Origin of the sequence: Erwinia sp. LJJL01 (assembly GCF_047300805.2) — a bacterium.
Lineage (GTDB): Bacteria > Pseudomonadota > Gammaproteobacteria > Enterobacterales > Enterobacteriaceae > Erwinia > Erwinia aphidicola.
Genome location: NZ_CP178576.1, coordinates 3,666,347 through 3,683,319, shown reverse-complemented (window position 1 = coordinate 3,683,319; position 16,973 = coordinate 3,666,347). Strand labels below are relative to the sequence as shown.

Here is a 16,973-nt window from a genome sequence, read left to right as displayed (position 1 = left end):
CTTTTTTTATGCCTGAACGGCCAGTGAATCCCACACCCGCATCCTGTCGTCTATGCCTGCTCGCACACGGCCAGACTCTTACCGTCTCTGGCCTGTATCGATAATCCCTGCACCACGCCACGGCCTGCATCCAGCTGCCAACGGGCCGATCACCGGAGTTACCCCCGGCTCAACGCAGGTCACAAACCCTGCCCCGTTGTGCACGCAAGCTTTACTCGGGGAAGTCACCGCCACAAAAGTGGAATAGCAGGCAAAAAAAATCCCGCTGTCAGCAGGTAAATACCGACAGCGGGGGAAACTGAGCACACCCGGTTTAAGCATGCTCAAAATTTAAAAGGGGATCAGGAATTTAGCTTGAACAGCGACAGCTTGGACATCTGCTGGAACACGGTGTAGGAAGCCTGCAAAGCGGCCTGCTGCATGGTGTAGCTGGAGATAGTTTCGGTAGTATCGGCATCTACCAGCCCGCTTAGCTGAGTTTTCAGGTTCAGGGTAGTGTCATCCCCTTTGGAGTCGAGGTTGGTCAGCTCCTGCAGGTTAGTCCCCACCTCCGCGCGCACGGTAGAGACATTATTCAGCGCGTTCTTAAGGCCACGGATCGATTTTTCCATATCGGCGGAGGCGGAATCGACAGTGGTCTGATCGGCATCAGCCAGCGGTGTCTTCAGCGCTTTAATCGCAGTATCCAGCATGGTGAAGATATTGCTCTCCCCGCTGGAACCGTCCGGCTCTTTCGTCGCGTTACTGGTCAGTGAATCGAAAATCTGTGCACCGGTATGGTTGGTCGTCAGCGTACGGCTGGCGTCTACCTTCTGGGTAATCGGCGTGGTACCGCCGGCATAGGTCGTTTCACCGGTGGTGGCGTCGGTCACAAACGGCGCAGTGTCGCTTTTGTAGCCAGCAAACACATAGCGGCCATTACCGTCAGTGCTGTTAGCCAGGTTCAGCAACTGAGCACGAAGGCCCTCCAGCTGAGTGGCATAAGAGGCGCGGTCATCATCAGACAGCGTCCCGTTCGACGCGGCGACCAGGGTAGTCTGGGCGCCGATCACCACATCGGCAACCTGCTTCAGCGTAGTGTCTTCGGTTGACTGGTTTTGCGTAGCAAACACGCGCGCGGTTGAGAACTGCGCAGTCTGGGCCTGAGCCTGGGAAACCACCACCGCCTGCGCGGCTGCCACTGGGTCATCCGACGGATTGACGACGCGTTTACCGGTAGAGAGCTGCTCACCGACTTTCAACCAGCTCTGCTGCGAGTTGGCAATGCCGCGCGCCTGCTGGTCATAGATCATGCTGGTACTAAGACGCATGGTTTAATTCCTCTGCAATAATCAGCTGACTGCGGACATCAGCGACTGGAAAAGGGTGGAAGCGGTCTGCAGTACCTGGGCATTCGCCATATAGTACTGCTGATAACGCGTCAGGTTGGCATACTCTTCATCAAGGTTGACGCCGGAAACAGACTGCTGCTGATTGGTCAGCTGCGTCACCACCGCTGTCTGCGTGGTACTGGTGGTTTTCAGCGTGCTGGTTTTGTTTCCCACATCCGCCACCAGGCTGGCATAGGCCTGAGTCAGGGTACTTTTGCCGTTAATCACACCGGCGGTCTGGATATTCAGCAGCTTCTGCGCATTCTCGTTGTTACTTGCGCCACCGACAGCACTGGCGGCAGCCAGTTTGCCTTCATCGGAGATCAGCACGCTCATTCCGGTAATGGTGTCGGCAACCGGCTTGACCGTGAAGCTGTCTTTGGCAGCAGGCAGCTTATCGTAGCTGAGCGTCAGACCATCAAAAGAGAGCGTCTGCGCGGTGCTGTCAACGGTGATAGCGGCTTTGCTGTTGTCGGAAAGGCGTGTTGCCGTCCAGTTAGTGCCGTCATAGCTGACGGTGTAGTTGGAGGCCTGTACCTTCGTGGTGTCCGCCCAGGTGGCGCTTAACGATGCCCCACCGCTGTTTTTGGTGTTCGAGACCACCGCCGGGCTGCCGAGGCTGAACAGCGCGCCGCCCGCATCGCCGTTGGCATCCACACCTTCCTGGTGCTGGGTGTTCAGGCTGGTGCCGAGCGCCATTGCCAGCTGGCCAATCTGGTTACGCACACCGTCGAGCTCTTTACGGAACGCCAGCAGGCCCCCGAGTGAACCGCTGGTCACCTGTGATTCAGGCAGTTCGCTTTTTGCGCCGGTGGTGGCATCCACGGTAGCGATAGTGGTACGCGACGGATCGGCGCTGGACGGCACGGCCGCCAGCTGGCTGTAGCTGCTGCCCTGCACCAGCGAGACGCCGCTGCCGATGGAGATGTTGTAACTGCCGCCATCCTGCTGATTGACGGTAACACCCACCAGCTTATTCAACTCGCTCACCAGCTGATCGCGCTGATCCAGCAGGTCATTCGGTTCGCTGCCCGCTCCTGCACCCTTCAGCTTGCCGATCTGCTGGTTAACGTTCGCGATCTGCTTAGCGTAGTTATTGATCTGATCAACGGTCGAGGTGACAGAGGTATTGACGCTGCTGTCCAGATTGGACAGATAGGTATCGGTGACCTTGAACTGGTTTACCAGCCCTTCCGCTTTACCCAGCACGGCAGTACGCGACGAGGAGTCGCTGGCATTGCTGACCAGACTCTGCAGCGAGCTGAAGAAGTCCTGGATGTTGCTCGACAGGGTATTGGTGGTGCTGGACAGCATATCGTCGATATTCGACATCTGGCTGTACTGCGTGCTAATGCTGCTAGCCTGAGTGCTGGCGGCACGCAGCTGATTGGTGATGAACTGGTCATATTCGCGATACACCGCCGAGACGCTGGCCCCGTTGCCGTAATAGTTGTTGCCGCTCAGGGTGCTGGCGGTCTGGGCAAGGACCGTGGTCTGGCGTGAATAACCGCTAACGGCATAGTTAGTGATGTTATTACTGGTGGTATTCAGCGCGGCGGAGGCGGCGCTCAATCCGCTCATCGCGGTATTAATTAAGTTTGCCATTTCGGGTCCTTGTTAACCGGCAACTGCAGAGCCAGCATTGACGAATCGTTTGCCGGTAAGTTGGGTTAACTCAAATCCGGCCTGAAAAGGTTATCGGTACAACCGGGGTAAACTTGAGACCAAAAGCCAAAAAAATCAGAATAACGTGGAGATATCTTTTATATCCTGACCATAGGCTTTCACCACTTTTTCACCCATGTTTTTGAACTGCTGGATCATCCCCACCAGCTTCTGTGCATATTTCGGATCGGTCGCGTAACCCGCCGCCTGCAAGGCCTGGGCGCCCTGCTCCGGTGACGCTGCCGTGGTGACGGCGGCGTAGCGCGGGTTGTTGCTCAGCAGTTTGACGTAGTCGGTCAGCGCGTCGAAGTAGGAGTCATAAACGCGGAACTTCTGCTTCACCTTCTTCGCTTCGCCGTTCTCATATTCGGTGGTCATTACGTCGGTGGTTTTGCCCTGCCAGCTGCCCGTAGCTTTGATGCCAAAGACGTTATAGCTCGGCTTACCGTCACGCGTCAGGATCTGGCGCTGCCCCCAGCCGGATTCCAGCGCCGCCTGGGCGAGGATCAGGTGATGCGGAATTCCGCTCTGCTCGCTGGCGGCTTTTGCCGGCTGCGACAGCTGGGCGATAAAGTCGCTGTTATCGCCGGAAAGCGGCATTTCGCTGGCGTTGAAGCGCGGAACCGCTTTACGCACCATCTGTTCCATCGCCAGCGGCGGCAGCGTGTTGATAAAAGCTTTATCCAACGGCATAGGCACCGTTCCGGCTTTTTCGTCCGGGGCTTTCTGCGTTTCCATCTGCTTGACGATCATATCGGCCAGCCCTAACCCCTTCGAGGCGATCTGCTGGCCGATCTGCTGGTCATACATTGAGGTGTACAGCCGCGTCTGTTCGGTGCTCAGCATGCCGTCCTGCGGCAGCGCCTGACGCATGCTTTTCAGCATCATCTGCACGAACATCCCTTCCACCTGCTTAGCAACCTGCAGCGCATGCGCTTTCGGATCGCTGCTGGCAAGGCGCTTCAGGTTGTTGAGCGAGCGGCTGTCATACGCCGCGCCCATCATCGACTGGCTGGTGTCACTCATCAGATAATTTCCAGTTTGGCGTGCAGGCAACCGGCGCTCTGCATCGACTGTAGAATGGACATAAGATCGATTGGCGTTGCACCCAGCGCATTCAGGGCGCGCACCACGCTGTTGAGATTGGCGCTGGCATTCACGCTCTGCAACGCTCCGCCGCTCTGGCGCAGATCGATCTGCGTCTGTGGCGTCACCACCGTCTGACCGCCGCCAAACGGCGTGTTCGGCTGGCTGACGTTCTGAGTCTGATTCACCGTCACCGACAGGTTGCCCTGCGCCACTGCACACTGGCTCAGCATCACTTCCCGGTTCATCACCACCGAGCCGGTGCGCGAGTTGATGATCACTTTGGCATCCTGAATCGGCACGGAGACGTCGATATTCTGAATATCGGCCAGCTGGCGCACCTGCGAGGTGCTGTTAGCGCTGCTGCGGATCTGAATGGTGCGGCCATCCAGCGCCTGCGCCATGCCATAGCCGCCGCGGCTGTTGATGGCGTCGCTGATGCGCTGCGCCATGCTGAAATCTTCCTGATTAAGGAACAGGTTAATCACGTTGCTGCTGCCGAAGTTGTTTGGCAGCTCACGTTCAATGGTGGCGCCACCGGTAATGCGCCCGCCGTTCACCTGGTTGACCTGCACGCTGCTGCCACCGGCGGCGGCACTGGCTCCGCCGATCAGCACGTTACCCTGCGCCAGCGCATATACCTGGTTATCCACGCCTTTCAGCGGAGTCATCAGCAACGTACCGCCGCGCAGGCTTTTGGCGTTACCCATAGAGGAAACCACCACGTCCACCACCTGCCCCTGGCGACCAAAGGCCGGCAGCTTGGCGGTAACCATCACCGCCGCGACGTTTTTCAGCTGCATATTGGTGCCGGCGGGGACGGTGATCCCCAACTGCGACAGCATGTTGCTCAGGCTCTGAGTGGTAAACGGAGTCTGGGTAGTCTGGTCACCGGTGCCGTCCAGCCCCACCACCAGGCCGTAGCCGATCAGGGAGTTATCGCGCACTCCGCCAACGGTAGTGAGATCGCGAATACGATCGGCCTGCGCCAGGGCGCTGATCCCCACCGTCAGCAGCAAAGCAAATCGAATCAGTACATTACGCATGAAAACCTCTTACATCGGTGATATGTTCAGGAAGAACCGCTGCAGCCAGCCCATGGTTTGTGCTTCATTGATGTAGCCGTTACCGACGTACTCAATGCGCGCATCCGCCACCTGGGTTGATACTACGCTGTTGCTGGCGCTAATCGTGCGTGGGTTAACCACCCCGGAGAAGCGGATAAATTCAGTTCCCTGATTAATCTCAATCTGTTTCTCACCGACCACGCTCAGGTTGCCGTTTGGCAGTACCTGATTGACGGTAACGGTAATCGTACCGGTAAAGGTGTTATTGGCCGTTGCGCCCCCCTTACCGGCGAAATCATTTTTACCGGCCCCGGCGAAGGTGGTTTTATCACCGCCCAGCAGGCCAGCCAGCGCGTTCGGCGTGGCGGTCAGCCCGAAGCTGCTGCTGCCGTCACGTCCGGCATTGGCAGAAGAACTCTTACTCGCGCTGACGTTTTCCTGCAGCGTGATGGTTAATGTGTCGCCAATATTACGCGGGCGTCGATCCTCAAACAGCGGCTGGTAGCCGTAGTTCATTGGCATCACACCCTGAAAAATAGAGCCGTTGACCACCGGCGGAGAAGCAGGCAGCGGCTGAGCCGTTGTCGAACCTTCTACCAGAGGCTTACGGGGAACTAACGCACAACCGTTAAGCGTCAGCAGCATCGCGGCTACTAACAAACGTCCAGGCAATGAGATCTGCTGCGCCATGGAAATGAACCTTTCATTACGTGAATATTTTATTAACGGGCCGGGCAGTAAAGCCCGGCACCTGCGACGGTCAAGCTCTCCGTCGTATTACAGCTGGGTCAGCTTCGCCAGCATCTGGTCGGAAGTACTGACGGCCTTACTGTTAATTTCGTAGGCGCGCTGGGTCTGGATCATGCTGACCAGCTCTTCTGCGACGTTAACGTTTGAGGTTTCAACGTAGCCCTGATACAGCGTACCGGCCCCGTTGTTGCCCGGGTTACTTTCGGTTGGCGCACCGGAGGCCTGAGTTTCCTGATACAGGTTCTCACCCATACTTTCCAGGCCGGCATCGTTGACAAAGGTGCTCAGGGTCAGCTGACCGACCTGCACCGGGTTCGTCTGGCCCTGCTGCGTGACGCTCACTACGCCGTCACGGCTGACGGTCATGCTCAGCGAGTTAGCCGGGATGGTGATGGCTGGCTGCACCGGGAATCCGGCGTTGGTCACCAGCTGGCCATTCTGGTCAGTCTGGAAAGAGCCATCGCGGGTATACGCCGTGGTGCCGTCCGGCATCAGGACCGAGAAGAAGCCCTGACCGTTAATCGCCACGTCTTTAGACGAGTCGGTCTGCGACAGGTTGCCCTGATTGTGCAGGCGCTCGGTGGCAACCGGACGCGTACCGGTACCAATCTGCAAGCCGGAAGGCAGCGTGGTCTGATCGGATGACTGCGCACCCGGCTGACGCATGGTCTGGTACATCAGGTCTTCAAAGACCGCACGCTGACGTTTGAAACCGTTGGTACTGACGTTGGCCAGGTTGTTGGCGATAACGTCCATATTGGTCTGCTGAGCGTCAAGGCCGGTCTTGGCAATCCATAAAGAACGGATCATCTGTTTATTCCTCTGATCAGCCCATTGACAGCAGCTGGTTGGCTTTTTGTTCGTTCTCGTCAACGCTTGAGATCACTTTCATCTGCATCTCAAAGCGACGGGCGTTGGCGATCATATCGACCATGGTCTGGGTGGTGCTGACGTTGCTACCTTCCAGCACGCCAGGCATCACTTTCATCGTCGCGTCCAGCGGCAGCGTTGCGCCGCGGGTAGTCTGGGCAGCGGCAGTGAGACGGAACATGCCGTCATCACCGCGCTGAAGTTCGCTACCGCTGGCTTTCACCAGCTTCAACTTGCCCAGCTGTACCGTGGCATTTGGTGCATCGCCCGGATTCAGCGCGGTAATGGTACCGTCAGCCGCGATGGTGATTTCCGAACCCTGCGGCACCGCAATCGGCCCGCCGTCGCCCATCACCACGTTGCCCTGCACGGTAAGCTGCCCGGCCGGGCTGACTTCCATATTGCCGTTGCGGGTGTAGGCTTCAGTGCCGTCAGCGGTCTGCACCGCCAGCCAGCCGTCACCCTGCATCGCCACATCCAGCGGGCGCTCGGTATAATCCAGCGCGCCCTGGCTCATATCCGATCCCGGCGTTGAAGCCGTGACCAGCGTACGGGTAGGCAGAGATAAGCCTTCCACCGGCACCGCGCGCGCGGCATTTAGCTGTGCGCGAAAGCCCGGCGTAGAGGCGTTGGCGAGGTTGGCCGCCGTCACTGCCTGCTGATCGAGGGTCTGACTGGCAGCCCCCATTGCGGTATATATCGCGTGATCCATTGAACTCCCCTGTTAACCGTATTAACGCAGGTTGACCAGCGTGTTGAGGATCTGGTCCTGAGTTTTGATGGTCTGCGCGTTCGACTGGTAGTTACGCTGCGCCACGATCATGTTCACCAGCTCTTTACTCAGGTCGACGTTGGAGGACTCCAGCGCACCCGCCGTCAGCGTACCGAGGTTACCGGTACCGGCGATACCGGTCAGCGCCTGGCCAGAGGAAGCACTGGCAGACCAGACGTTGTCGCCTTCCGACTTCAGCCCTTCCGGGTTAGCAAAGTTCGCCAGCACGATCTGACCCAGTACCTGGGTTTTTTCGTTCGAGTAGTTACCGACCAGCGTACCGTCGTCATTGATCTGGTAGCTGGTCAGGTCACCCGGGGCATAACCATTCTGCGTTGGGTTACCAAAAGTGGACCCACCGTTGTTCTGCTGCAGGCTGCCGGTGATATCCACACTGAACGGGCTGGCGGTGACGCTGCCACCTTTGTTGTCCATGGTCACGCTAATCGCTTTGGCGCTGGCGGTGGTCAGGGCGCCGCTGGTATCGAACACCAGGTTAGTGGTGGTGTCGGTGGTGGACGGGTCAGTAGCAGAGGCATCCTGCGCGTGAACGGTCCAGCTGTTGTCCGCAGTTTTGACGAAGTACATGTTGATGGTGTGCTCGTTGCCCTGCGAGTCATACGCGGTCAGCGAGGTTTTTTTGTCATAGGTCGACGTGTCGGAGGCGTTAAACGCACCGGTGGTCGCGGCAGAGGAAGAGTTCAGCGTGGCAGTCAGTGACGCGGTGCTGGTCATCTTGGCCGGCATGGACGCTTCAGGAATGGTCAGCGCCACCGGGTTAGCACCGGTCTGCACGGTGGCCGGGTTGCCGGATGCCGGGTAGCCGGTCAGCTTCAGGCCCTGCATGTTCACGATGTTGCGATCCGCGTCCAGCGTGAACTGGCCGTTACGGCTGTAATAGACCGCGCCGCTGGTGTCGGCCATACGGAAGAAGCCTGCAGAGCTGATCGCCACGTCAAGACCGCGGCTGGTGGTGGTGGTGGTACCGTCACCAAAGTCCTGCACCACAGCAGCCACTTTGGTGCCGAGGCCGACTTTAGAACCGGCAAACATATCGGCAAACGCGATAGTGCTGGATTTAAAGCCCGCGGTGGCGGAGTTGGAGATATTGTTACCAATAACGTCGAGGTTGCTGGACGCAGCGTTTAAGCCACTGACCGCCTGTGAAAAGCCCATGTTGTCACTCCTGAAGCAAAATTAGTGGATTAAACGATCTGACGAACGTTAGCCAGGGTTGTCGTGCCCATGGTGCCGAGGTCGAGCACCGCACCGGTAGAATTTGTGGTTACGCCGCTGACGTAGGCGTAGTTCAACGGCTGTGCGACCAGCTGGCCGGTGGCGTTGCTGGCAGCGATAGACACGGTATATTTGCCGTCTGCCGCGGTGGTGCCATCTGCCGCTTTGCCATCCCACTGGAAGGTATGAACCCCTGCAGTCTGTGCGCCAAGGTCAATGGTCTGAACCACTGCGCCGCTGGCATCTTTAATGGTGGCGGTGGTGCTGGTTGAGGCCTGAGTCAGTTCCACCCCAAACGGCGTGGTGGTGCTGCTGCCGACCAGGATCTGCGAACCGTCTACCATCACACCGTGGCCAATCAGGGTCGATGCCTGCAGCGACTGGCCGCTGGTGATCTGCCCGGAAATGGAACCCAGCGTGGTGTTCAGCTTCTCAATCCCGCTCAGGGTATTGATCTGCGCCAGCTGAGAGGTCAGCTGACTGTTATCCATTGGATTGGTCGGATCCTGGTTCTGCAGCTGGGTGACCAGCAGCGTCAGGAAGTTACTCTGGAGATCCGCTGCTGAGGTATCAGAGCTGGATGAAGAGTTCGTTAACGTGGTGGTCGCCTGTTTTTCGTTTACGCCTACAGCAATACTCATTGGGAAGCTCCTTATTGGCCCAGCGTTAAGGTTTTCATCATCATCTGTTTAACGGTGTTTAAAACCTCAACGTTGGCCTGGTAGCTGCGCGAAGCTGACATGGTGTTCACCGTTTCCCCTACGACATCCACGTTCGGCATCTTCACGTAGCCTTTGGCATCCGCCATCGGGTTACCCGGCTCGTACACCAGGCGCGCGGGCGCCGGGTCGTCGATCACCTGAGCGACCTTCACGCCACCGGTCGGTGAACCCGGCATCGCGTTAGTCTGGAAAACCACCTGCTTCGCGACGTAGGGCTGACCATCCGGCCCGGTGACGCTGTCGGCGTTGGCCAGGTTACTGGCGCTGACGTTCAGACGCTGTGACTGTGCAGCCATTGCCGAACCGGCAATATCAAAAATGTTCAAAAGTGCCATAACTTATTGCCCCTGTAGCACGGACATCATGCCTTTGATCTGACTGCTGATCATGGTGAGATCGGTCTGATATTTCAGGCTGTTATCTGCAAACTCGGTACGCTCCCGGTCCATGTCAACCGTGTTTCCGTCCAGTGCAGGCTGGTCAGGAATGCGGTACATCAAATCCATGGATGGGGGTTGAAGCGTTTCTGCAGGAATATGGCGTGCCGACGTGACCGCAAGCTGTAGCCCGGAACCCTGCGCCCGCCCCTGTTCCATCACCTTGTTCATCTGGCTGGCGAAATCGATATCGCGCGCCTGATAGCCTGGCGTGTCTGCGTTCGCGATGTTGGATGCCAGGATCTCCTGCCGCTGTGCGCGCAGGTTCAGAGCTTCGGTGTTAAACCGTAGTGCTGCGTCCAGTTTGTCGAGCATGCGTCCTCCGCAAGTGAGAATTTAGAGCTGACAGCATAATCTCGGGGTGGGAAGGCCTATCGTTTGAATAGCGCTAAAAATGGTCGCTAATTTGCGCCTTGACATCGCACCCGCGAGGGTAGAATCGCTGCCATGTTGATAAAAAAGAGGGGGCGCCATGCGTGGAGCCACACTGCTGTTAAGCGCGCTGCTGAGCCTGGCGAGCGTCACCGCCACTGCTGGCGATCTCAACGCACAGCTCAACCAGTTTTTTAAAAACCGCTATGGGGAAAACGGCCAGGGTGCCGATAACCTGAGCGTGGTGGTGAAGACACCGCAGAATATGTGGCCCGCCTGTGATGCGCCGCAGTTCTCCCTGCCGGGCAACAGCCGCATGTGGGGCAATATCAGCGTCGCGGCCAACTGCGATCAGAACCGCCGCTATATTCAGGTGCAGGTGCAGGTCAGCGGCAGTTATCTGGTGGCCACCCGCCAGGTGCCGCGCGGAACCGCTATCGCCGCTGGCGATCTGCGTATGCAGCAGGGCCGCTTAGATACTCTGCCCGCCCGCACGCTGATGAAAGCTGAAGATGCGGTAGGTGCCATCACCCTGCGCGATATCAATCCCGGCCAGCCGGTAACCCAGATGATGATGCGCCAGCCGTGGCGCGTAAAAGCCGGGCAGATGGTCACCGTGACCGCCAGCGGCGACGGCTTCAATATCAGCAGCGAAGGCAAAGCAATGAACAACGCAACGGCCCTGCAGTCGGTCAGGGTACGCATGAGCTCCGGCCAGATTGTGATGGGCAAAGTCGACTCGGATGGGAATATTCTGATATCGCTATAAACCACTAAAGAAGGCATCAGTTCTGCCGATAGTGTTAATAACAGCCGTAGTACTATTAGAATATTGAGCATCAGGCGTAGTCACACCTGAGTTAACAGGAGCCAGATATGAGCATCGACAGAACCCAGCCACTGAACCCGGCCAGCACCGTTCAACAACGCGATACTAATGATGTTGCCCAGCCGAAGGCTCGCGCAGCAGAAAGCAAAACTACTGAAACTGCCGGCACCCAGGTGGTACTGAGTGGCGCACAGTCACAGCTGACCAAGGCCAGCTCACAGGACATTAATACTGCCCGCGTGGAAGAGCTGAAAACCGCTATTCGTAACGGCGAACTGAAGATGGACAGCGGCAAAATCGCCGACGCACTGATTCAGGAAGCTAAAGACTCACTGCAAGGTAATTAACTCAATGGATAAGCTGCTCAACACGCTTGATAAAATGCTGGAAGTTCTTTCGTCGCTGGCCGATGTGATGAATGCGGAGCAAGAACAGCTCTCGGCGGGTCAGGTCAACAGCAGCTTATTGCAGCGAATTACCGAGGATAAAAGCTCGCTGCTTGCGACCCTGGACTTCCTGGAAAAAATGCGCCGCGATGAAGAAAAAGCGGCCGGGCTGCACGTGCCCTACAGCCGCCACGCGGAACTGGCGAGACGCTGGTCATCGATTCAGGATCACACGGTAAAATTACGCGATACCAATCTACACAACGGTATGCTGCTCAATCATCAAATCAGTCATAACGAGCATGCGTTGCAGGTACTGAAGCCTTATCAGTCACAAAAATTTTATGGCCCCGACGGCCAGGCGATCCACAGCGCGCCCGTCAGCCGTAAAGCGTAATTATTGTCAGACTTTACCCCGCCGCGCCTGCGCTGCGGGGTTTTTCTGTTTATGCCACGGTGCGGCGGGCAAAATCACGCGGGCGGAAACCTAACAGGCCCAGCACGGCAAAGTAGACGCCGCCACCCACCGCACAGACCGCTGCCAGACGGATTAACCGCCACAGCATGTTGCCGGTAGCCCAGTCGGGCATCAGATAGAGCACGCCGACCAGCGCGGCCGCCATCGCCACAACGGCGAAGAACAGACGCACCAGGAAACTCGCCCAGCCCGGCTGCGGCTGGAAAATATCCTGCTTGCGCAGCTGCCAGTAAAGCAGCGCGGCATTCAGGCAGGCCGCCAGACCGATCGACAGCGACAGTCCGGCATGCTTCAGTGGACCAATAAATGCCAGATTCATCGCCTGGGTTGCCAGCAGCGTGAAGAGAGCAATCTTCACCGGCGTTTTGATGTTCTGCCGCGAGTAGAAGCCCGGAGCCAGCACCTTCACCACGATCAGCCCCATCAAACCGACCGAATAGGCCACCAGCGCACGCTGGGTCATTGCGGCATCAAAGGCGGTAAATTTGCCGTACTGAAATAGCGCAACGGTCAGCGGTTTTGCCAGAATCCCTAACGCCACGGCGCTCGGCAGCGCCAGCAGGAAACAGAGGCGCAGGCCCCAGTCCATCAGGCGCGAATACTCTGCCTGGTCGCCGCTGGCAAAACTCTTCGCCAGCGACGGCAGCAAAATAGTGCCCAGCGCCACGCCCAGCACCCCGGAGGGAAACTCCATCAGGCGGTCAGCGTAGTACATCCACGACACCGAGCCGGAAACAAGGAACGAGGCGAAAATGGTATTAATGATCAGCGAGATCTGGCTGACCGACACGCCAAGGATCGCCGGCCCCATCTGGCGCATCACGCGCCACACGCCCGCATCCTTCAGGTTAAGGCGCGGCAGCACCAGCATGCCGATTTTTTTCAGATGCGGCAGCTGATAGCCAAGCTGTAATACGCCGCCGGCGACGACCGCCCAGGCCAGCGCCATCACCGGCGGGTGGAAGTGCGGTGCGGCAAACAGCGCAAAACCAATCATGCTGACGTTGAGCAGCGTCGGGGCAAACGCCGGGACCGAAAAACGGTTCCACGTGTTGAGGATCGCCCCGGCCAGCGAAGCCAGTGAAATCAGCATGATATACGGGAAGGTCACGCGCAGCAGCGATGAGGTCAGTGCGAACTTATCGGCGGTATCTGCAAAGCCGGGGGCAGTGACGAGGATCACCCACGGGGCAGCAAACATCCCCAAAATCGTGACAATCGCCAGCGCCAGCGTCAGCAAGCCGGAAACATAAGCCACAAAGACGCGCGTGGCTTCTTCACCCTGTTTACTTTTGTATTCGGCGAGAATAGGAACAAACGCCTGGGAGAACGCCCCTTCGGCAAAGATGCGTCGCAGCAGGTTAGGCAGCTTAAACGCGACGAAAAAGGCATCGGTTGCCATCCCGGCGCCAAATACGCGCGCGACAATCGCGTCGCGGGCAAATCCCAGCACGCGTGAAAACAGGGTCATTGAGCTGACCGCTGCCAGTGATTTCAACAGGTTCATGTCTTTCCTGGTTCTGGATAACGGACCGGGGAACCCCGATCGTTTTTTGATGCGGATAGTCTACTGAAGTAAAAGGAAATAACCATAGCGGTTTGTTACCGGGTATATCCCCGATGAACGCGGGGCGACCCAAAAAGCGGTCGCCCCCTACAGGATGTTGTAGGGGCGGACCCTCTTTTTCGGTCCGCCCTCCGCCCCTGTACCCTATTCCCGCTCGGCTTCACGCCATAATTTCTCCACCAGCCGCTGCGCCATCAGCGCCTGCTCGCCGCTGGTTTGCGGCATTGTCTGATTTTCTGCGCAGCGGATGAAATGGTGCGCCGCGCCGACAAATCCGCGCTGCTCCAGCGTGGTTTGCCAGCCGGGGATCGGGTCGATGGTCACGACGCCCGCCTGCTCCTGCTGCCAGTCACGCATCTCGCTCAGCTGGTAGACTGCGCCATCATCGACCGCCATCACTCGCTCCATCTGGCTTCCGGCGCGGCGATGCATACAGGTGGTCACCTGCGTCCCCCCCACGCTAAAATGGTGTTCGGCGTAGAGCATCTGCCCGCTGTCGTTAGTCTGGATCGTGCCGCTTTGCAGCTTACCCTCCCCGCCGCACAGCCACAGCGCGCTATCCACCACGTGCAGATAATCATCCAGCAGGGTAAACAGCAGATCGTTGGGCCCGACGCTGTCGCTGCGATGTTTATCCATGCGCAGTGACGCAGGCTGTTGCAGTGCCGCCTGCAGCTGCAGATAACGCGGGGCAAAGCGGCGGTTAAACGCCACCATCAGCTTGCGCCCGCGCTTTTCCGCCAGCGCCACCAGCCGCTCGGCCTCGCTTAGCGTAGCGGCGAGCGGCTTATCAACGCAGACATCGATGCCCGCGCGCAGCAGGCGATTAACGATCTCATAGTGGCTGGCGGTGCTGCTGTGGACAAACACCGCATCGCTGGCGGCGGCGAGATCGTCCAGCGATGCGTGCAGCGGAATGCGGTAGCTGTCGCAGACCGGGCGCGCTTTTTGCTGATTGGGCGAAAATGCCCCGGCAATCTGCCAGCCGTCGGTGCGGGTCACCACCGGCAGCCAGGCTTTCTGCGCAATGCCGCCCAGCCCGACGATGCCCACTTTCAAGCCGCTCATGTGCCCTCCCCCTCTGCCAGCAGCGCGGATAGCTGCTGTTGCAGCGTGGCGACCTGCTGCTCCAGCAGCTGTACCCGCGCTTCCAGCCCGCTGTCCGTTTCCGGCTGCGGGCTGGCGGCCAGGCTCTCATCCACCTCTCCGCTGAACAGGTGCATATAGCGGCTTTCACGCTTGCCCGGCTCGCGCGCCAGCCGCACGACCAGCGCACCGTCTTCGCGCTGCGTCAGTCGCTCCAGCGTCTGCTCCACTTCGTTCATATCGGCAAAGTCATGCATGCGCGAACTGCGCGTGCGCAGCTCGCCCGGCGTCTGGGCGCCGCGCAGCAGCAGCGTGGCGATCACCGCCACCTCTGCAGGAGTGAACTTCAGCTGACCAAACTCCGAGTTGCAGAAACGCTGCTCATATTTCACCACCCGGCTACCAAAGCCGTTTAGCGCGGTGAGCTGATGTTTTTTTACCAGCAGGTCGAGTGTGTTTTGCACCTCGCTGTCGCTCAGCGACATTACCGGCTCGCGGTTAGACTTCTGGTTACAGGCGGTCACTACGCCGTTCAGCGACATGGGATACTGGTCCGGGGTGGTGACCTGCTTTTCCAGCAGGCAGCCGATCACCCGCGCTTCAACGGCGGTAAAAGGGGATTTGATCATGTGAAATTACACTCCGCGCCGGTCCGGCGTCCATTCGTGGGAGGTCAGTGCCGTCAGGACATGATCCTGCCAGCGTCCATCGATCAGCAGGTACTCTTTGGCATAACCCTCTTTTTCGAAACCGAGGCGCGCCAGTAAATTGCCGCTGCGCTGATTATGCGGCATATAGTTAGCCATAATGCGGTGCATGCGCTGCTGCCGCTGCATATAGCGAATTGCGCTTTGCAGCGCTTCGAACATCATCCCCTGCCCCTGCCACTTCTCCCCCAGCGAATAGCCGAGGTAGCAGGCGTGAAACGAACCGCGCAGCACGTTGCTAAAGTTCGCTACGCCGCGCACTTCATTCTCGTCCGAGTCCATCACCGCAAAGTAGAAGGCACTGCCCTGCTTCTGCATCTCAGCAATCAGCCCCAGCCGCGCCTGCCAGCCGGAGGGATAGCAGTGGCTCTCATCGCGCACCGGTTCCCACGGTTTAAGAAAAGCACGGTTTTCAGCATAGTAATCAGCCAGCCGCCAGGCATCACGTTCGTTGACCAGACGAATCACCAAACGATCGGTAGTCAGGCGCACTTTAGGTGCAGCAGTACGATAGCCAAACATCATTTCTCCTGAAACACGTGTCTGGAAAGCATTGTGAGTTGGGGAGTGAGACCGCGCACCACGGCGCGTCACTCTACTCGTTTCACTATAACCGCCATCCCGTTTGCCGGTAATACGCTGCCGCATAAAAAATGGCATAATCCACGAAATTAAGCTTAAAACCTCGCCATACCCGCCCCTGCGGTTGCCCTTCTGCGGGTTCTCTTCCATACTTTCATAATACATTCAGATAATTGATGTTAATTCATCGATATCGCAAAAGAAGGAATTGATAGTGAAACTCTATATCTATGAACACTGCCCGTTCTGTGTAAAAGCCCGCATGATCTTCGGCCTGAAAAACCTTCCGGTTGAGCTGGTGGTGATGTTGAACGATGACGAAGCGACGCCCACCCGCCTGATTGGTCAGAAAATGGCGCCGATTCTGATGAAGGAAGACGGCAGCTGCATGCCGGAAAGTCTGGATATCGTGCACTATATCGATCGTATCGATCGCGAGCCGCTGCTGACCGGAAAAACCAATCCGGCCATCACCGACTGGCTGCGCCATATCAACAGCTATGTTAACAAGCTGCTGATCCCGCGCGTGGCGGAAGCGCCGTTTGCCGAGTTCGCCACGCCGGAAGCGCGCGACTACTTCAAAAACAAAAAGCAGGGCACTTATGGTGATTTTTCCGAGCTGCGCGAACACTCGGCGGGCTGGATTAAAAACGTCAATGATGACCTGCGCAAGCTGGATAAGCTGATCGTTAAGCCGAATGCCGTCAGCGGCGAGCTGTCGCTGGACGACATCCATCTGTTCCCACTGCTGCGTTCGCTGTCGCTGGTAGCCGGTATTGAGTACCCTTCCCGCGTGGCGGATTACCGCGATAACATGGCTAAACAGACGCAAATCAACCTGTTATCCTCTGTCGCTTCCTGATATTGCCGGGCCAGTTTTTGCTGGCCCGACACATTCCGTTGTGCTTTCCCCCTGCCGGTTAAGCGTTGTCCTGGTGACGAATGCCGCCCGGTGGTGCATGCTATTCGCTGCCCGGTAGGGTCGACCGGT

General features: G+C 58.0%; 19 protein-coding genes. 4 read left to right on the top strand and 15 right to left on the bottom strand.

Features of this window, described 5'->3' with window-relative positions; all coding sequences use genetic code 11:
- Positions 1-341 precede the first annotated feature (341 nt).
- The 11 genes from flgL to flgB form a co-directional block, all read right to left on the bottom strand.
- Positions 342-1,310 carry a flagellar hook-associated protein FlgL gene (flgL, locus tag ACLI4M_RS18240; RefSeq protein WP_133623954.1) on the bottom strand — a complete coding sequence of 323 codons (969 nt, stop codon included), beginning with the start codon at positions 1,308-1,310 and terminating at the stop codon, positions 342-344.
- A 21-nt stretch (positions 1,311-1,331) separates the two neighbouring features.
- The gene (flgK, locus tag ACLI4M_RS18235; protein WP_133623955.1) at positions 1,332-2,975 is read right to left on the bottom strand and encodes a flagellar hook-associated protein FlgK; all 1,644 of its coding nucleotides are present in this window, start codon (positions 2,973-2,975) and stop codon (positions 1,332-1,334) included.
- Between the two features lie 135 nt (positions 2,976-3,110).
- The gene (flgJ, locus tag ACLI4M_RS18230) at positions 3,111-4,061 is read right to left on the bottom strand and encodes a flagellar assembly peptidoglycan hydrolase FlgJ (RefSeq protein WP_133623956.1); all 951 of its coding nucleotides are present in this window, start codon (positions 4,059-4,061) and stop codon (positions 3,111-3,113) included.
- Positions 4,061-5,167: a flagellar basal body P-ring protein FlgI gene (locus ACLI4M_RS18225; RefSeq protein ID WP_133623957.1), complete on the bottom strand. Its 1,107-nt coding sequence runs from the start codon at positions 5,165-5,167 to the stop codon at positions 4,061-4,063. The genes flgJ and ACLI4M_RS18225 overlap by 1 nt, the downstream gene beginning before the upstream one ends.
- A 9-nt stretch (positions 5,168-5,176) precedes the next feature.
- Positions 5,177-5,878 (bottom strand): flagellar basal body L-ring protein FlgH, encoded by a 702-nt coding sequence (locus ACLI4M_RS18220; RefSeq protein ID WP_048916405.1) that lies wholly within the window; start codon positions 5,876-5,878, stop codon positions 5,177-5,179.
- 87 nt (positions 5,879-5,965) lie between these two features.
- The gene (flgG, locus tag ACLI4M_RS18215; protein WP_048916406.1) at positions 5,966-6,748 is read right to left on the bottom strand and encodes a flagellar basal-body rod protein FlgG; all 783 of its coding nucleotides are present in this window, start codon (positions 6,746-6,748) and stop codon (positions 5,966-5,968) included.
- Between the two features lie 16 nt (positions 6,749-6,764).
- The gene (locus ACLI4M_RS18210; RefSeq protein WP_048916407.1) at positions 6,765-7,520 is read right to left on the bottom strand and encodes a flagellar basal body rod protein FlgF; all 756 of its coding nucleotides are present in this window, start codon (positions 7,518-7,520) and stop codon (positions 6,765-6,767) included.
- Between the two features lie 21 nt (positions 7,521-7,541).
- Positions 7,542-8,756 (bottom strand): flagellar hook protein FlgE, encoded by a 1,215-nt coding sequence (gene flgE, locus ACLI4M_RS18205; RefSeq protein WP_133623958.1) that lies wholly within the window; start codon positions 8,754-8,756, stop codon positions 7,542-7,544.
- Between the two features lie 29 nt (positions 8,757-8,785).
- Complete coding sequence (gene flgD, locus ACLI4M_RS18200) at positions 8,786-9,457, bottom strand: flagellar hook assembly protein FlgD (RefSeq protein WP_133623959.1); 672 nt, start codon at positions 9,455-9,457, stop codon at positions 8,786-8,788.
- A gap of 11 nt (positions 9,458-9,468) precedes the next feature.
- On the bottom strand, positions 9,469-9,873 hold the full coding sequence (flgC, locus tag ACLI4M_RS18195) for a flagellar basal body rod protein FlgC (protein ID WP_048916410.1): 405 nt from the start codon (positions 9,871-9,873) through the stop codon (positions 9,469-9,471).
- Positions 9,874-9,876: 3 nt separating this feature from the next.
- Positions 9,877-10,290, bottom strand: coding sequence for a flagellar basal body rod protein FlgB (gene flgB / locus ACLI4M_RS18190; RefSeq protein ID WP_048916411.1), 414 nt, complete (start codon positions 10,288-10,290; stop codon positions 9,877-9,879).
- A 157-nt stretch (positions 10,291-10,447) separates the two neighbouring features.
- Between flgB and flgA the strand changes: the two genes are divergently transcribed.
- The 3 genes from flgA (at position 10,448) to flgN (ending at position 11,959) form a co-directional block, all read left to right on the top strand.
- Positions 10,448-11,116 (top strand): flagellar basal body P-ring formation chaperone FlgA, encoded by a 669-nt coding sequence (gene flgA, locus ACLI4M_RS18185; RefSeq protein ID WP_048916412.1) that lies wholly within the window; start codon positions 10,448-10,450, stop codon positions 11,114-11,116.
- Positions 11,117-11,223: 107 nt separating this feature from the next.
- Positions 11,224-11,523, top strand: a complete 300-nt coding sequence (flgM, locus tag ACLI4M_RS18180; RefSeq protein WP_048916413.1) for a flagellar biosynthesis anti-sigma factor FlgM — start codon at positions 11,224-11,226, stop codon at positions 11,521-11,523.
- Between the two features lie 4 nt (positions 11,524-11,527).
- Entirely contained in the window at positions 11,528-11,959 is a 432-nt protein-coding gene (flgN, locus tag ACLI4M_RS18175; RefSeq protein WP_048916414.1) for a flagellar export chaperone FlgN, read from the top strand.
- A gap of 49 nt (positions 11,960-12,008) precedes the next feature.
- Here the strand turns inward: flgN and murJ are convergent, their stop codons facing one another.
- From murJ to rimJ, 4 genes are all read right to left on the bottom strand, one after another.
- Entirely contained in the window at positions 12,009-13,547 is a 1,539-nt protein-coding gene (gene murJ / locus ACLI4M_RS18170; RefSeq protein WP_133623960.1) for a murein biosynthesis integral membrane protein MurJ, read from the bottom strand.
- A 204-nt stretch (positions 13,548-13,751) separates the two neighbouring features.
- A complete protein-coding gene (locus ACLI4M_RS18165; RefSeq protein ID WP_133623961.1) occupies positions 13,752-14,675 on the bottom strand; it encodes a Gfo/Idh/MocA family protein in 924 nt (307 codons plus the stop codon).
- Positions 14,672-15,322, bottom strand: a complete 651-nt coding sequence (locus ACLI4M_RS18160) for a DUF480 domain-containing protein (RefSeq protein ID WP_133623962.1) — start codon at positions 15,320-15,322, stop codon at positions 14,672-14,674. The genes ACLI4M_RS18165 and ACLI4M_RS18160 overlap by 4 nt, the downstream gene beginning before the upstream one ends.
- Before the next feature lie 6 nt (positions 15,323-15,328).
- Positions 15,329-15,922 (bottom strand): ribosomal protein S5-alanine N-acetyltransferase, encoded by a 594-nt coding sequence (rimJ, locus tag ACLI4M_RS18155; protein WP_133625089.1) that lies wholly within the window; start codon positions 15,920-15,922, stop codon positions 15,329-15,331.
- A 274-nt stretch (positions 15,923-16,196) separates the two neighbouring features.
- Between rimJ and grxB the strand changes: the two genes are divergently transcribed.
- Positions 16,197-16,844, top strand: a complete 648-nt coding sequence (gene grxB, locus ACLI4M_RS18150; RefSeq protein ID WP_048916419.1) for a glutaredoxin 2 — start codon at positions 16,197-16,199, stop codon at positions 16,842-16,844.
- Positions 16,845-16,973: the final 129 nt, after the last annotated feature.